A 14352-nucleotide genomic window follows, 5' to 3' on the forward strand; every position below is an offset into this window, starting at 1 on the left:
ATCGACATATCTATTTTGGCGCATCGCGACGCCGATAAAGGTGGGGGAGGAGACCATCTCATCATCCATGGGGGCTCGACAGCGGCATCCATGCCGCTGACGGTCCCGGAAGGGCTCCGGCCCCCACAGGCACTCCATCGTAAGACTCGTCTGACTTGCGACTACGACACGTTCAGTCTGGAATGTGAGGTCTTCGCAGGAGTGTGAGTCCGAAATTCCTCACACGAAGCGTGAAATTCACAGATCCACTGAGGGAGCGCGTGCGGGTTCACTGTGCAAAGCATGACAAAAGTGCACAGTATAAATAAAAAAGGGGTGGCGGCGGCCACCCCAAGTACAGGGGAAGTGGTATGGAGTCCCCCCTATTCGGTGGGCTCCTGGTCAGGGCGGTGCTTGCCCCAGCGGCGTTCGCCGCGCTCCTTGCGTTGCTCCATCATTTCGTCCAGCTCCGCGCGCTGCTCATCGCTGAGCACCTCGCGCACCTGGTGCTGGGCGCTGGCGCGCTGGTACGTCATGCGGCTGGTGATCTCGCCAATCTCGTCGGCGGCTTTTTGCGCGCTGCCCTCATCAAAGTCGCCTTCACTGGCGCGCATCTGTTGTTTCAATTCGTGCAGTCGCTCGCGATCCGCCGCGCCCTGCTCCCGGCTGCTGGCGTAAATGGCCTTGATCTTGCCCTGTTGCTCTTCCGTCAGCTCCAGTTCCTCGGCCATCTTGGCCAGCATGCGGCCGCCATCGTGGGGGCCACCGGGTCCAGGGCCAGCGAGGGCGGTACCCGCACCGATCAGGGCAATACTCAGCCCGGTGGCTGACAGGGTATGTTTCAGCAGGTGTTTCATGGGTCTCTCCTTGTGGCTGAATCCTGCTCTGTGCAGGAGTTGGAACCAGTGTAGGCAAGACGCCGGTTAAGCTCCGCAGCGAGCCGGTAAAGAAGTGTTAAGAAGGGCCTCTGGAGGTTAAGTGGCGTGACAGCGCCGCCGCGAACGCAGACAATCAGCCAAAATCCCGGTAATACAGAGCCATGGACGCCAATATCCTCCTGATCGACGACGACACCGAACTGTGTGACCTGCTGGCAGAATTCCTCAGCCTTGAAGGGTTTACAGTACATGCCCAGCACGACGGTGAACGCGCCCTCGCCCACTGCCGCGACCACAGCTATGACGCCATCGTGCTCGACATCATGCTGCCGGGCATGCAGGGCCTCGACGTACTGCGCGGCCTGCGCGCCTTCTCGCGCACGCCGGTGCTGATGCTCACGGCCCGGGGAGAAGACACCGACCGTATTGTCGGCCTGGAGCTCGGGGCCGACGACTACCTGCCCAAACCCGCAAACCCGCGGGAACTGGCCGCCCGACTGCGGGCGATCCTGCGGCGCACCCGCATGGAGGACAGCCCTGCGAGTGAATTGCAGGTGGGACGGCTCAATCTCAACAGCAGCCAGCGCCAGGCCATATACGACGGTACAACGCTGGCCCTGACCAGTGCCGAATTCAATGTGCTCTACAGCCTGCTGGCTCGCGCCGGGCAGGTAGTGGACAAAGACACCCTGTGCCAGGAAGCGCTGGGGCGCCCGCTGTCGGCCTACGACCGCAGTATTGATGTCCACGTCAGCAAAATCCGCCGCAAACTGGCGGAGCTGGGCGGTGACAATCTCATCCTGAGCGTACGCGGCGCCGGTTACCAGTACGCCCCGGAGAGTGCTGGATAGCCCGGATGAGATTATCCAATAACCTGTATATCAAGCTCTTTGTCGGATTCTGGCTGATCAGTACCATGATCCTCGCCAGTTGGATGCTGGCGGCCCGCTATTTCGAATCGCTGCCCGAGGAAGTGATCGATGTGGAGCGCCCGGGGCCGCCGCCACGGTTCATGCTGCGGCTGATCTACCAGATGCAGAATCTCGGCGACGAGGAACTGGTGGAACTGCTGCGCAACGGTGACCCGCGCCATCATACCGATATCTTCCTGCTGGACTCTGAGGGTGAGGATCTGCTCGGCCGGGATGTCCCTGACGCGGCACGCCTGGCGGCGGATCAGCTCGGGCGGGGGCAGCGTCGGGTGCTGCTGCGCCGGGAGCACGCCCCGCCGGTGGCCGCTCATCTCATCTACCGCGAGCAACAGGGTCTGCTGAGGGCCGTCCTGATGGCCCGCGATGACCGCCGCGGCTCGCTGCTGCGCGCGCTCGGGGACAAGCTCTGGTTGCGCATCACCCTGGCCGTGCTGATCAGCGGGCTGCTCAGTTACTTTCTGTCCCGTCTCATGACCGGCCGGCTGGAACGCCTGCGCGAGGCAGCGCGGGCCCTCGCGGCCGGCAATCTCGATACCCGGATCGACGTCCGTGGGCGCGGCGGCGACGAGGCCGACGAGGTGGCGCGCAGCTTCAACAGTATGGCGGAACAGTTGCAGCGCAGGATAGAAGCGCAAAAGCGCTTGTTGAGTGACGTCTCCCACGAGCTGCGCTCTCCCCTGGCGCGGATGAAAATCGCCCTGGCCCTCGCCCAGCAGCCCGAGAAACCCTCCGCCACCCAGTTCCAGCGCCTGGAGCGAGAGGTGGAACGGCTGGACGAACTGGTCGGCCAGTTGCTGAGCGCCCAGGGCAATGGACGGCCGCTGGATGAGCATATCGACCTGCTGGCCCTGTTGCGCCAGCTCTGTGCCGATGCCGACTTCGAGGCCCGTGCAGGCGACCGTCACGTGCACCTGCAATGTGAGCTGGAGCAGGCGCTGGTGGCCACCCGCGGCGACCTGTTGCGCAAGACCTTCGAGAACATCCTGCGCAATGCGGTGCACCACAGCCCTCCCGGCTCCCGGGTGGAAGTCCATCTCAGCGGGCGAGAAAGCCGCTACGTGATCAGCGTGCGGGACACCGGCCCGGGCATTCCCGACGAGGAATTGCAGCGTATTTTCGATGCCTTTTACCGGGTGGACACGGCTCGCAGCCGCGACACCGGTGGCCACGGCCTGGGCCTGTCCATCGCCAAGCGTGCAGTCGAGCAGCACGGGGGTAATATCCAGGCCAGCAACTGCCACCCGGGGTTGCAGGTAACGGTGGAACTTCCCGCCAGCGAGGAGCTGTAAGCGCTGGCGCTGGCCGCCAGCGGTGCTAAAATCGGCGCTCGTTTCAGCCCAGAAGCCCAATAACCATGCTAGAAGCCAGACCCATGGCCGGTGCCCTCGGCGCCGAAATCTACGGTATCGACCTGTCCCGGGAACTCGATACTGCAGCGATCAACACACTGCGCGAACTGCTCAATCGCCACGAGGTGATTTTCTTTCGCGACCAGGACATCTCGCCAGCGCACCAGCACGCCCTGGCCAGCGCCTTCGGGCCCCTCCAGACCCACCCGGCCTATGCCACCGTCGAAGGTTTTCCGGAAATCACCATTCTCGAAAGCACCGCCGACAAACCGACCAAGATCGAGGCCTGGCATACCGACATGACCTTCCGCCAGCACCCGCCCATGGCCACCTTCCTGAAATCGGTGATCGTGCCAGAGCGCGGTGGCGACACCCTGTGGTCGAGCATGACCGCTGCCTACGAAGCGCTGTCAGAGCCGATGAAGTCCATGCTCGACGGCCTCACCGCCGAGCACGACTTCAGCTATGGTTTCAAGGAAAGCCTGGCCGAGGAAGGGGGCCGTGAACGGCTGGCCGATGCCGTGGAAGCCAACCCGCCGGTGGTGCACCCGGTCATCCGGACCCACCCGGAAACCGGCCGCAAGGTGCTGTTCGTCAACAGCCTGTTCACCACTCGCATCCTGGAGCTCAAGCCGGCGGAAAGCCGCGCCGTGCTCGACTTCCTGTATGCCCACGCCCGCACCGACGAGTTCACCTGCCGCTTCCAGTGGCGCCCCCACAGCATTGCCATCTGGGACAACCGCAGCACCCAGCACAAACCGGTGAACGACTATTTTCCCCAGCACCGGCGCATGGAGCGCATCGTGGTGGACGGGGACCGCCCCTACTGACGCTGCCCGGCACTAACCGAGATAGGCCTGACCGCCGTCCAGGCCGATACTCTGGCCATTGACGTAGCTGGAATAATCGCTGCACAGCATGGCCACATAGCGGCCGATGTCGGCTTCGCAGTCGCCGATCCGACGCTGGGGAATCGTGGCGATAAACGCCTCGGCTTCCTCTGGATTGTTTTCGGTCCACCACGCCAGGCCCGGCGACATCGCATGGGGCAGGATAACGTTGGTGCGGATGCCATCCACCGCCCACTCACTGGCGGCCGCCCGGGTAAGAGAGCGAATGGCCTCCTTGGTGGCGGCGTAGGCGCCGTAGCCGGTCATGTCCCAGCGCTTGCCGGCGGAACTGGCCAGGTTGACGATCACGCCGTCGCCCTTGAGGTGGGGATAACACAGCTTCATGAGACGGAACGTGGCCATCGGTCCGGATTCCCAACCGCGAGCGAAGGCCTCCTCATCCACCTGGTGGAGCGTACCGAGAGGCACTTCCTGGGCATTGTTGACGAGAATATTGAGACCGCCGAAATGCGTGACCACGGCGTCGACCGTCGACGCCAACGACTCGGGAGATTTGACGTCGCACACCAGCGGCAGCGCCTCACCACCCCGGGCCTGAATTTCGGCGCAGGTATTTTCCAGCTTTTCCAGGGTGCGGCCGGTAACGGCCACTTTGGCACCCTCCGCCGCCAGTGCCAGCGCGATTCCCTGACCCACACCCTGCCCGGCACCGGTGACCAGTGCGACCTTGTTTTCCAGCAACATTGCTACAGCCCTCCTGTGTATGAAGGGCCACAAGACTACGTCAGTCCAGCGCCGGACTCACAACCGGCAGGGGCGTATCAGGGGGGATTCAGGGCCGTGGTTCAGCCAGCGCTACCATCCCAGACTTCGCCCAGGCTGCGCACGTTGTCGCGGTAACCGCGCGGGGTCTGGCCGGTCCACGTTTTGAAGGAACGCACAAATGAACTGGGTTCGGTGAAGCCGAGGTATTCTGCAACCTCGGCGACTTTCGCATCCTCGTTGATCAGTTTGTCGATCGCCACCTGGCAGCGAACCTCGTCTTTCAGGGCCTGGTAACTGGTGCCCTCGCGCTGCAGCCGCCGGCGCACGCTCGACTCGGACATCAACAATTGTGCCGCTACCGATTCCAGTGAGGGCAGTGCCCCCGGCAGGTCGATGGTGATCAGCGACTTGATGGCGGCACTGGTACTGGCCTGTTGCTGGTCTATCGCAATCAGCTGGTACACGGCGTTGGCCAGAAACTCTTTCAGCGAGGCCACCGTCTGCACTACACGACGCCCGACAAAGTCGCGATCAAACTGCAAGGCTGTCTCTGTTGCATCGAAATGCACCGGGCAGCGGAACACGTCCTCCAGCCGCCGGGTATAGGCGTCGCCACGGGACGGCGCGGCCACCGAAACCGACTCGAGCTCAAGCGGCTGGCCGGTCAGCCAGCCGCACAGGGCATGCCACACCAGCAGGCCGGACGCGCGGCTGACCGGCAGGTAAAAGCCCTCCCGGGTCCACTGCTCCGGAATCAGGGCCTCCGCCTCGTCGTCGACATCGCAGTCGTAAAACAGACTTGCCCTCGCACCGTCGTCGAGCAGGCGAATGCGGTAGCGCAACAGGGGGTAAAGTAATTCATCGAAGCGCTGCGCCAGGCCCAGCGCTTCGCCAAGGGTACGGGCGCCGATCAGGCAATGGCATTTGAGCTCAAAACTTTCGGTGCCGACACCCGCCCCCCAGGGCAGCGACTGGCCCAGGGTCTGCATCTGCTCCACGGCGCCTTTGTACAGGCGGGAATACTGCTGGGCCGACAGGGGATGGTCCGGCGGCAAGCGCGCCAGCCGGCTCGCCAGCAACCCGGCACGCTCCAGCGGTGCGTCGGCGTCCAGCCCCAGGCGTTCAAGATATTCGACCAGCCGGCTGAATTGGTAGGCGTTTACGGTAATGTCTTTCATAGATCTGTGCGCTGGCAGTTTATGTCTATTAATCTGGTGCTTGCGGCGCTTGGTCACGGCAGGCGACAGCGTAGCATAGCCCCTCCGCCAATACGTATTCCAACAGGAGGAATCCCATGGGCTTACTCGAAGGCAAGGTCGGTATCGTCACCGGCGCCGGTCAGGGCATCGGGCGCGCGATCGCGCAATCCTACGCACGGGAAGGGGCGAAAGTGGTCATCGCTGACTTCAACGCCGAAGCCGGCGACGAAACCGCCCGGTTGATCAATGACGCCGGTGGCACAGCGTTATTTGTTCACGGCGACGTCAGCAACGAGGATTCCGTTCGCGACACGGTGAGCACCGCCGTCGAGGCCTATGGTCGCCTGGACATCGCCTGCAACAGCGCTGCCCTGAGCCGGGGGCACGGGCCCATTCACGAATTCGAGCGCGAGGAATTCGACCGCACGGTTGAAATGTGCTTTACCAACACCTGGCTCTGCATGAAGTACGAGATTCCCGCAATGCTGGTAAACGGCGGCGGCGCCATCGTCAATATCTCCTCCAACTCCTCCCTCAAAGGCCAGGCCTTCAACACCGCTTACGCGGCGGCCAAGGGAGGTGTCAATATCCTCACCAAGAGTGCCGCCGCCGAATACGGTGCCCAGGGCATTCGCATCAATGCGGTTTCGCCGGGTGTCATTCGCACCCCCGGGGTGGAGAAGTATTTCGCCGAGCAACCCAAAATGGCCGAGGGTCTGAAGAAGGCCGCGGTCATGAACCGCCTGGGCGAACCCGAGGAAATCGCCGAGGCAGTCACCTTCCTGAGTTCCGACCGGGCCTCGTTCATCACCGGGCAAATTCTCTCCGTGGATGGTGGCGGTGCGGTCCGCTAGCGCGATTCTCTGCGGTACTCTCGTCGGTACGCTGTCGCTGGGAGCACTTGCGGCCGCTGCCGATGACGCCCGCTACCGGCATTGGAGCCACTATGGCGGCGACCCGGGCAATACCCACTTCTCCGCCCTGTCACAGATAAACCGCGACAACGTGACGCAGCTGGTACCGGCCTGGCGCTATGACAGTGCCGGTGGCAAGGCACTGCCGGCAAGTTCGGAATTGCAATTCAACCCCATCGTCGTTGACGGCGTCCTGTATGGACGTAATCCCCTGTACAACGTATTCGCCCTGGACGCGGCCAGCGGCGAGGTGATCTGGACCTACAATCCGCCGCTTACGCACGCCGGCATGTCCAACATGCGCGGGGTCACCTACTGGCCCGGAGAGGGAGAGCGTGCGCCGCGCCTGCTATTCACTACCGGTCACTTCCTGTTTGCGCTGGATGCAGCCAGCGGCAAACTGCTGGAGGATTTCGGTGACGCCGGCAAGGTCGATCTGCGCGAGGGGCTGGGTCGCGATCCTGAACTGGTGAGTATCAATGCCCCCTCCCCCGGGGCCCTGTTCGGCAACCTGATCATCATGGGTTCGGCGGTCACCGAGACGGCCGGAGCCGCCCCTGGTGACGTTCGCGCCTACGACGTGGTGAGCGGCAAACTCACCTGGACCTTTCACACCATTCCACACCCGGGTGAGGTCGGTTACGACACCTGGCCGAAAGACGCGTGGAAGACCATGGGCGGCGCCAATGCCTGGGCCGGCATGAGCCTGGACCAGGAACGCGGGGTGGTCTATGTGCCTACCGGCTCCCCCGCACCGGACTTCGATGGCTCCGAAAGGGCCGGCGCCAACCTGTTTGGCAACAGCATCATTGCCCTGGATGCGCACACCGGGAAACGCCTGTGGCACTACCAGGCGGTCCACCACGACCTGTGGGACCGCGACCTGAGCTCGGCCCCGACCCTGGTAGACGTGACCCGCGATGGCCGGCGCGAACAGTGGCTGGCCCAGGCCAGCAAGCAGGGCGTGCTGTACCTGCTCGACCGGGACAGCGGCGAACCCGTGTTCCCGATTGAAGAGGTGGCGGTTCCTCCCTCGGCGGTACCGGGTGAGCAGGCCTTCCCCAGCCAGCCCATGGTCACCCTGCCGGAACCCTTCACCCGCCAGACCATGAGCCCGGAAGACTTGAGCGACATCAATCCCGCCGCCCACGCCCATGCAAAAAAACTGTGGGACGAAGCGGAATCGTTTGCCTACCTGCGCCCGCCCGGTCTCGAGCCGAGCGTACTGTTTCCGGGATTCTACGGCGGTGCCAACTGGGGCGGCGGCGCCTTCGACCCGCACACCAATACCTACTACATCAATGCCATGGAAGTCCCGAACCTGGTGCAGATGGAGGCTGTGGAAGTCCAGCGCGGCAGCCAGCTCGGCATGGGGCAGTTTTTGTTCCGCCAGCACTGCAGCGGGTGTCACGGCATTAACCTGGAGGGCTTTTATCCCTACGCTCCGGCACTGACCGACGTAGCCGAACGCCTGCAACCGCGCGACGCACAGCGCATCATCACCGAGGGCAAGGGGCGCATGATGCCCTTCGGCCATCTCAATCGACATGACCGGGACGCCATGGTCGAATATATCTTCGCCCACAGCAGGGGTGAAGTCGTACCGGAGGATGACAGCGCAGAAAAGGAAACCCGCTATGTCTTCGCCGGCTACCGCGACTTTGTCGATGAGCGCTACTACCCCGCGGTCAAACCACCCTGGGGCACCCTGACCGCCATCGATCTCACTACCGGCAAACGCCGCTGGCAGATTCCCCTCGGTGAATATGAGGACCTGACCAAAGAAGGTATTCCAGCCACCGGTACCCGCAACTACGGCGGCCCGGTCGTCACTGCCGGGGGCCTGCTGATCATCGCCGCCAGTTCCGACGCGAAATTGCGTATCTTCGACAAGGAGAGCGGTGAGTTGCTCTGGCAATACACCCTGCCGGCGGCCGGTTACGCCACTCCGGCCACCTACACAGTGAATGGCCGCCAGTTTCTCGTTATCGCCTGTACCGGGGGTAAACTCGGCACCCCGACCGGCGATACCTATCTCGCTTTCGCCCTGCCCGAATAAAGTTCACACGCCCGGACTCGCCAGTCCGGGCCCCGGGAAGGCATAATAGCCGGCAAACTCCCGTCCCGTAGCCACCGGTTGCGGGAATCTGCGGGGGCCGGCAATAACAAATCGCGAGGCTCCAACCATGGACTCATCTCCGGATTCCAGTCGTACCCCCACCCACCTTATCGATACCGCGGTGCGGCTTGGACTGCTGTTTCTGCTGGTATGGTTTTCCTACCGGGTTTTTTCGCCCTTCCTCGGGTTGATGGTGTGGGCCATCGTGCTGGCAATTGCCCTCTACCCCCTTAACGAGAAAATCGCCGCGGGTATCGGAGTATCCAACGGCCGCGCAGCCACCCTGATGATATTGACCCTGGTCCTGTCACTCGGTGTACCCACCGCGTTTCTGGGTATATCGGTCGTCGATCATGTATTGAGCCTGCAACAGAGCATGCAAGCCGGAACCCTGGAGATACCTGAACCACGCCCCCAGGTGGAAAACTGGCCGGTGGTGGGTGAAAAGGTCTACGCCGCCTGGTCGTCTGCGGCGGACAATATGGAAGAGTTTGTCGCCAAGAACCATGAACGGCTCGCCGAACTCACTCGCAGTTTGGCCTCGGCGTTTGGAGGCGCCTTGAGCACGGTGCTGTTGTTTGTCGGCGCCCTGATCCTGGCTGGCATCATGATGGCCTATGCCAAACCCGGGGCCCAGAGCACCAATCGAATTTTCACCCGTATCTGCGGCCCCAAAACGGGCACTGAAATACACCAATTGGCCGTGGCCACCGTGCGTTCCGTGGCGGTTGGGGTGGTGGGTGTTGCCTTCATACAAGCGGTACTGCTCGGCATCGGCTTCCTCGTAGCAGGCATTCCCGCCGCCGGTATCCTCGCGGTAATCACGCTTGTTCTTGGTATCGCACAGGTACCCGCTGCGATCATCGTCCTGCCGGCCATCGCCTGGATCTGGGTGGCCGGTGAGGCCTCCAGTCTCGTCAATATCGTCACCAGCGTGTATCTGTTGGCGGCGGGCCTGGCGGACAATGTCCTCAAGCCCCTGTTGCTGGGTCGTGGCCTCGCCGTGCCGATGCCCATCGTGCTGATTGGCGCCATCGGCGGCATGCTGAGCAGTGGCATTCTCGGCCTGTTTGTGGGTGCGGTCATTCTCTCGGTGGCCTACCAGTTGTTCATGGCCTGGGTGAATGACGGGCTGCCCCCCGAAGACACAACCGCGGCGCAGCCCGAAGAAGAAGCCAGCACCCAGTGAAACACACCGGCGGGAGGCTGGCCGCGGCGCTACTGACGCTGCTGACAGTTGCCTGTACGCCACTGGGGCCCGACTTTCGCGAGCCGGATCCCGACTGGCTCGCCCAGTGGCAACCGGCACTCTACAGCCAGGTCACCGTCGAATCCGGCGCAGCGGGCATCGACCGCTGGTGGCAGCGCTTCGACGACCCGACCCTCAATGCGCTGATAGACACCGCGCGCCGCGAAAACCCGGCTCTGCGTATCGCCGGCCTGCGCATACTCGAAAGCCGCGCTCTGCAGGGTATTGCCACCGGCCTGCAGCACCCCCAGGTACAACAGATCAACGCCTCCGCGGCCTGGGCCCGGCAGGAGTACCACGGCGGTGCTTTCGAGCGCGACAGTGAGGTGCGCTCCTCTGCGGCATCCTTTGATATCGGCTGGGAACTGGACTTCTGGGGACGCTTCCGGCGCGGTGTGGAATCGGCCGATGCCGCGTATTTTTCCTCGGTTGCGGCACAGCGCGACGTGCAGGTATTGCTGGCATCCCAGGTCGCGAACCTCTACTACGCCTATAAAACCACCCTGCAGCGTATTGAGATCGCCCACCACAACGAAGCCCTGCAGAAACGCAGCTTCGAGATCACCGAGCGGCTGTACAAGAGCGGTCAGGATTCCGAGCTGGACCTGCAGCAGGCGCGGGCCCAGTACCTCGCTACCCGGGCCACCATACCCGCCCTGGAGCAGGCCCTGGTGCAGCAGCGCAATGCCCTGTGCGCTCTCCTCGGACGCCCGCCCGCTCCCCTGCCGGAACTGCAGGGCATCAGTAGTTCGCTGCCGGATCTGGCGGCACCGGAACTGGCCGACCTCCCCGCGCAATTACTGGTGCTGCGCCCGGATGTGCGCACGGCCGCCTGGCAGGCGGCGGCACAGTCCGCCCAGATCGGCATCGCCGAAGCTGACCTCTATCCCTCCCTGACGTTGGTCGGCACACTGGGCTGGTCCGGCAACAGCACCGAGCTGCTGGGCGACAAAACCCTCATAGCCGGGGGGCCGGGCCTGAGCTGGAATATCTTCAACTACGGCCGCCTGCGTAACAATGTGCGGGTCCAGGACGCCCGCCTGGAGCAGGCGCTGGAAAACTACCGCAACACCGTACTGGGCGCAGCCCGGGAAATCGATGAGGCCGCGAGCCTGATCGCCACCACCGGCACCAGCCAGGCGATCCTCGATGAGTCGGTGAGCGCCGCGGAACGCTCGCTGGAAATCGCCACCCGTCGCTACAGAGAGGGCTACTCGGATTTCCAGCGCGTACTCAACGCCCAGGCGGCCACCTTTGCCCAGACCGACCGGGCCACGGTGAATCGCGGCCAGCATGTCGCCGCCTTCATCAGTTTCTACAAGGCCCTTGGCGGCGGCTGGGAGAACACGCCCGTCGAGTCGCTGGTGCCCACAGAGACCCGCGAACGTATGCAGGAGCGCAGCAACTGGGGTGACCTGTTGGACGCCCCGCTGGCCGAGCCTCCCCCACCAGGAACAACACCATGAGCGAAACGAGCGAAGGCACTGCGGCCCGGGAAGACAGCGGCGCTCCCGGCAGTGACAGCACAACGACCCCACCCGATGCCACTAGCTCCGTCAATCGCGGCGCTCTGGTTATTCTCGCGCTGATCGTGGTGACCCTGGCCTGGTACCTGATGGCGGATCGCTTTACTCCCTATACCTCACAGGCCCGGGTACAGGGCTACGTGGTGGGCGTCGCACCGAAGGTGGCGGGGCTGGTCACGGCGGTCGAGGTCCGCAATAACGAGCGGGTAAAGGCCGGGCAGCCCCTGTTCACCATCGATCGCTCCCAGTACGAAATCGCTCTGCAAAAAGCCAACTCCGACCTCGACAATGCCCGCCAGCAAGTCGCCGCCGGCGATGCCGGGGTCACCAAGGCCGAGGCCAACCTGGTGGCCGCCCTGGCCGGCCAGCGCAAGGCCGAGCAGGACTTTACCCGGCTGAAGCGCCTGCGCAGTGACGACCCGGGCACCATCTCCGAACGCCGCCTGGAAGTTTCAGAAGCTAACCTGGAGCAGGCCCGTGCCAACGTCGCCGCCGCCCGGGCCCAGATACAGGCTGCCATCGAACAGAAGGGCGGCGCCGATGAGGCCAACAACACCCTGTTACAGACCGCGCGTACCGGAGTCGAAAAAGCCCAACTGGACCTGGACAACACCAATGTGGTGGCACAGTCAGCGGGCATCATCACCGACCTCCGGGCCGAGGTGGGCCAGTTTGCCGGTACCGGCAGCCCGGTATTGACACTGGTGGCGATGGAGGAGATCTGGATCAACGCGGAGTACACCGAAAACAACCTCGGCCATCTCAAACCCGGTACCGCCGTGGAAATCCTGCTCGACGCCCTGCCCGGCGCCGTGCTCAAGGGCAAGGTGGCCAACGTGGGCATTGGTGTCAGCGCCGGTAACTCGCCGCCTCCCGGCGCTCTCCCCAGCATCCAGAACAGCCGCGACTGGTTGCGCCAGGCCCAGCGCTTTCCGGTACAGGTGGAATTCGAAAAGCCGGTCTCCGCGGAGGTGCTGCAACAGCTCAGGGTGGGAGGCCAGGCGTCGGTCATCGCCTACAGTGAGGGGCACCCGATTCTCGGCCTGCTCGGGCGACTGTACATTCGCCTGCTGAGCATTGTCTCCTACGCCTACTGATGCCTGCGCTTCACCGCCTGCCACTGGCCGCACGCCGCAGCTTCAGGCTGGCCCTGACAGCGACCCTGGCGCTGACAACCGCCTACGGCCTGGCCATACCCCTGCCCTTCATCGCCCCCCTGATGGCGGTGGTGCTGGGCGCAACGGCGCAGCCGCCACCCGGCGCCAAACAGAGTTTCGTTCTCCTGCTCATCCTCACCCTGATGTTCAGTGTGGGGGTACTGCTTGGCCCACTGCTGCAATACGCGCCGGTCTCGGCATTGCTCCTGATCGGCCTGGGCCTGTACGTCAGCAGCCAGCTCGCCATCGTCGGCGGCAAGGACGCGCCAGCCACCCTGCTCGCCCTGGGGCTGACGGCCATTCCCGCCGCCAGCACTGTGAGCCAGGCCCTGGCCTCGGCCCTCATCATCGCCCTGGTGGTGGGCACTGCACTGGCCATCGCGAGCCTGTGGCTGGCCTACCTGCTGTTTCCCGAAGATCCACAGCCCCAAAACGCTCCTGTCCCTGCGGCCGCGGCCACGGAAGATGGCCACTGGCGCTCGCTGCGTGCAACCCTGGTCATCCTGCCCGCCTTTTTGCTGACCCTCAGCAACCCCGCTGCCTACCTGCCCGTCACGGTGAAGAGTATCCTGCTGGGGAGGGAGGCCTCTGACGTCAAACTGCGCGGGGCGGCCCGGGAAATGATTGGCTCCACGGCCTTTGGCGGGGTTTGTGCCATTGCGCTGTGGATGTGTCTCAGCCTGGCAGTGCAACTGTGGTTTTTCGCGGTCTGGACACTGCTGTTTGCCCTGCTGATCGCGGCACGCGCCTATGGCGCCCATGCCAGTCGCCTCGGCCCCGGCTTCTGGGTCAACACACTCACTACCATGCTTATCCTGCTGGGTTCCGCGGTCCAGGACAGCGCCAACGGCAAGGACGTCTACCAGGCCTTCATCGTGCGCATGGCCCTGTTCCTGCTGGTGGCCGTGTACGCGGTATTCGCCCTGTCGCTGCTGGAGTGGTGGCGCCAGCGCCGGATGAGCCGACGCTTCAAGGAGTCGAGACCATGTTGATCAACGTGTTACTGGGCATGACCACCATGGCGGTCTGCCTCATTTTGCAGGGCCTGCTGGTGGTCTGGGCGCTGCGCTATTACAGCCGTCGCCGCAACCATATGCCCTCGGCGTTTCTCGCGGCCATGCGGGTCGTCACCGGCCTGATGCTCATTCTCATCATTGGCAATGTGGTGCAGATCAGTGTGTGGGCCCTGTTGTTCTACAGCCTCGGAGAGTTCGATAGCCTGGGCCTGTCGATCTACCACTCCGCGGTAAACTTCGCCACCCTGGGCTATGGCGACATCGTGATGTCCGAGCAACACCGGCTGCTCGGACCACTGGAAGCGGTGCACGGTGCCCTGATGATTGGCGTGTCGACTGCCGCCCTGTCCCGCGCCTTCGGTGAGGCAATGAAGGTCCACGGCGACGCGAGTACATCAGACCGGCAGTGACTCGGCTC

14 protein-coding genes are annotated in these 14352 nt (G+C 63.7%); 11 read left to right on the forward strand and 3 right to left on the reverse strand.

Translation table 11 applies throughout. The features are described 5' to 3' along the window. Window positions 1–207, forward strand: a 207-nt coding sequence (locus FV139_RS21160) for a hypothetical protein (protein ID WP_213004162.1), incomplete at its 5' end; no start/stop codon positions are given. 155 nt (window positions 208–362) lie between these two features. On the opposite strand, the gene FV139_RS18040 is transcribed toward FV139_RS21160, so the two are convergent. Next, window positions 363–836, reverse strand: coding sequence for a Spy/CpxP family protein refolding chaperone (locus FV139_RS18040; protein ID WP_148069883.1), 474 nt, complete (start codon window positions 834–836; stop codon window positions 363–365). Window positions 837–1018: 182 nt separating this feature from the next. Between FV139_RS18040 and FV139_RS18045 the strand changes: the two genes are divergently transcribed. From FV139_RS18045 to tauD, 3 genes are all read left to right on the forward strand, one after another. Further along, window positions 1019–1708, forward strand: a complete 690-nt coding sequence (locus FV139_RS18045) for a response regulator (RefSeq protein WP_148069884.1) — start codon at window positions 1019–1021, stop codon at window positions 1706–1708. Window positions 1709–1713: 5 nt separating this feature from the next. After that, window positions 1714–3078 carry a sensor histidine kinase gene (locus FV139_RS18050; RefSeq protein ID WP_148069885.1) on the forward strand — a complete coding sequence of 455 codons (1365 nt, stop codon included), beginning with the start codon at window positions 1714–1716 and terminating at the stop codon, window positions 3076–3078. A gap of 65 nt (window positions 3079–3143) precedes the next feature. Beyond that, window positions 3144–3968: a taurine dioxygenase gene (gene tauD, locus FV139_RS18055; protein WP_148069886.1), complete on the forward strand. Its 825-nt coding sequence runs from the start codon at window positions 3144–3146 to the stop codon at window positions 3966–3968. A gap of 12 nt (window positions 3969–3980) precedes the next feature. Here tauD and FV139_RS18060 read toward each other — a convergent pair whose 3' ends face one another. Together FV139_RS18060 and FV139_RS18065 are read right to left on the reverse strand one after the other, a co-directional pair. Next, entirely contained in the window at window positions 3981–4733 is a 753-nt protein-coding gene (locus FV139_RS18060) for an SDR family NAD(P)-dependent oxidoreductase (RefSeq protein ID WP_148069887.1), read from the reverse strand. A gap of 101 nt (window positions 4734–4834) precedes the next feature. Further along, window positions 4835–5932, reverse strand: a complete 1098-nt coding sequence (locus FV139_RS18065; RefSeq protein ID WP_148069888.1) for an AraC family transcriptional regulator — start codon at window positions 5930–5932, stop codon at window positions 4835–4837. A gap of 116 nt (window positions 5933–6048) precedes the next feature. On the opposite strand from FV139_RS18065, the gene FV139_RS18070 reads away from it, so the two are divergent. The 7 genes from FV139_RS18070 (at window position 6049) to FV139_RS18100 (ending at window position 14344) form a co-directional block, all read left to right on the forward strand. Next, the gene (locus FV139_RS18070; RefSeq protein ID WP_148069889.1) at window positions 6049–6807 is read left to right on the forward strand and encodes an SDR family NAD(P)-dependent oxidoreductase; all 759 of its coding nucleotides are present in this window, start codon (window positions 6049–6051) and stop codon (window positions 6805–6807) included. Then, window positions 6794–8926, forward strand: coding sequence for a pyrroloquinoline quinone-dependent dehydrogenase (locus FV139_RS18075; protein ID WP_213004163.1), 2133 nt, complete (start codon window positions 6794–6796; stop codon window positions 8924–8926). Before FV139_RS18070 ends, FV139_RS18075 begins: the two co-directional genes overlap by 14 nt. A 127-nt stretch (window positions 8927–9053) precedes the next feature. Then, the gene (locus tag FV139_RS18080; RefSeq protein WP_148069891.1) at window positions 9054–10175 is read left to right on the forward strand and encodes an AI-2E family transporter; all 1122 of its coding nucleotides are present in this window, start codon (window positions 9054–9056) and stop codon (window positions 10173–10175) included. Next, window positions 10172–11701 (forward strand): efflux transporter outer membrane subunit, encoded by a 1530-nt coding sequence (locus tag FV139_RS18085; protein ID WP_235898717.1) that lies wholly within the window; start codon window positions 10172–10174, stop codon window positions 11699–11701. The genes FV139_RS18080 and FV139_RS18085 overlap by 4 nt, the downstream gene beginning before the upstream one ends. Further along, the gene (locus FV139_RS18090; protein ID WP_148069892.1) at window positions 11698–12858 is read left to right on the forward strand and encodes an HlyD family secretion protein; all 1161 of its coding nucleotides are present in this window, start codon (window positions 11698–11700) and stop codon (window positions 12856–12858) included. Before FV139_RS18085 ends, FV139_RS18090 begins: the two co-directional genes overlap by 4 nt. Then, window positions 12858–13910, forward strand: a complete 1053-nt coding sequence (locus tag FV139_RS18095) for a DUF2955 domain-containing protein (protein ID WP_148069893.1) — start codon at window positions 12858–12860, stop codon at window positions 13908–13910. The genes FV139_RS18090 and FV139_RS18095 overlap by 1 nt, the downstream gene beginning before the upstream one ends. Continuing rightward, entirely contained in the window at window positions 13904–14344 is a 441-nt protein-coding gene (locus FV139_RS18100) for an ion channel (RefSeq protein ID WP_148069894.1), read from the forward strand. Before FV139_RS18095 ends, FV139_RS18100 begins: the two co-directional genes overlap by 7 nt. Window positions 14345–14352: the final 8 nt, after the last annotated feature.

It is taken from the genome of Parahaliea maris (assembly GCF_008064665.1).
GTDB classification, from domain to species: Bacteria; Pseudomonadota; Gammaproteobacteria; order Pseudomonadales; family Halieaceae; genus Parahaliea; species Parahaliea maris.

What these genes read in the sequence shown, in the direction of transcription:
- FV139_RS18065 (WP_148069888.1), bottom strand. Translation starts at nt 5,932, where the DNA reads ATGAAAGACATTACCGTAAACGCCTACCAATTCAGCCGGCTGGTCGAA.
- FV139_RS18045 (WP_148069884.1), top strand. Translation starts at nt 1,019, where the DNA reads ATGGACGCCAATATCCTCCTGATCGACGACGACACCGAACTGTGTGAC.
- FV139_RS18060 (WP_148069887.1), bottom strand. Translation starts at nt 4,733, where the DNA reads ATGTTGCTGGAAAACAAGGTCGCACTGGTCACCGGTGCCGGGCAGGGT.
- FV139_RS18090 (WP_148069892.1), top strand. Translation starts at nt 11,698, where the DNA reads ATGAGCGAAACGAGCGAAGGCACTGCGGCCCGGGAAGACAGCGGCGCT.
- tauD (WP_148069886.1), top strand. Translation starts at nt 3,144, where the DNA reads ATGCTAGAAGCCAGACCCATGGCCGGTGCCCTCGGCGCCGAAATCTAC.
- FV139_RS18080 (WP_148069891.1), top strand. Translation starts at nt 9,054, where the DNA reads ATGGACTCATCTCCGGATTCCAGTCGTACCCCCACCCACCTTATCGAT.
- FV139_RS18095 (WP_148069893.1), top strand. Translation starts at nt 12,858, where the DNA reads ATGCCTGCGCTTCACCGCCTGCCACTGGCCGCACGCCGCAGCTTCAGG.
- FV139_RS18070 (WP_148069889.1), top strand. Translation starts at nt 6,049, where the DNA reads ATGGGCTTACTCGAAGGCAAGGTCGGTATCGTCACCGGCGCCGGTCAG.
- FV139_RS18040 (WP_148069883.1), bottom strand. Translation starts at nt 836, where the DNA reads ATGAAACACCTGCTGAAACATACCCTGTCAGCCACCGGGCTGAGTATT.
- FV139_RS18050 (WP_148069885.1), top strand. Translation starts at nt 1,714, where the DNA reads ATGAGATTATCCAATAACCTGTATATCAAGCTCTTTGTCGGATTCTGG.
- FV139_RS18100 (WP_148069894.1), top strand. Translation starts at nt 13,904, where the DNA reads ATGTTGATCAACGTGTTACTGGGCATGACCACCATGGCGGTCTGCCTC.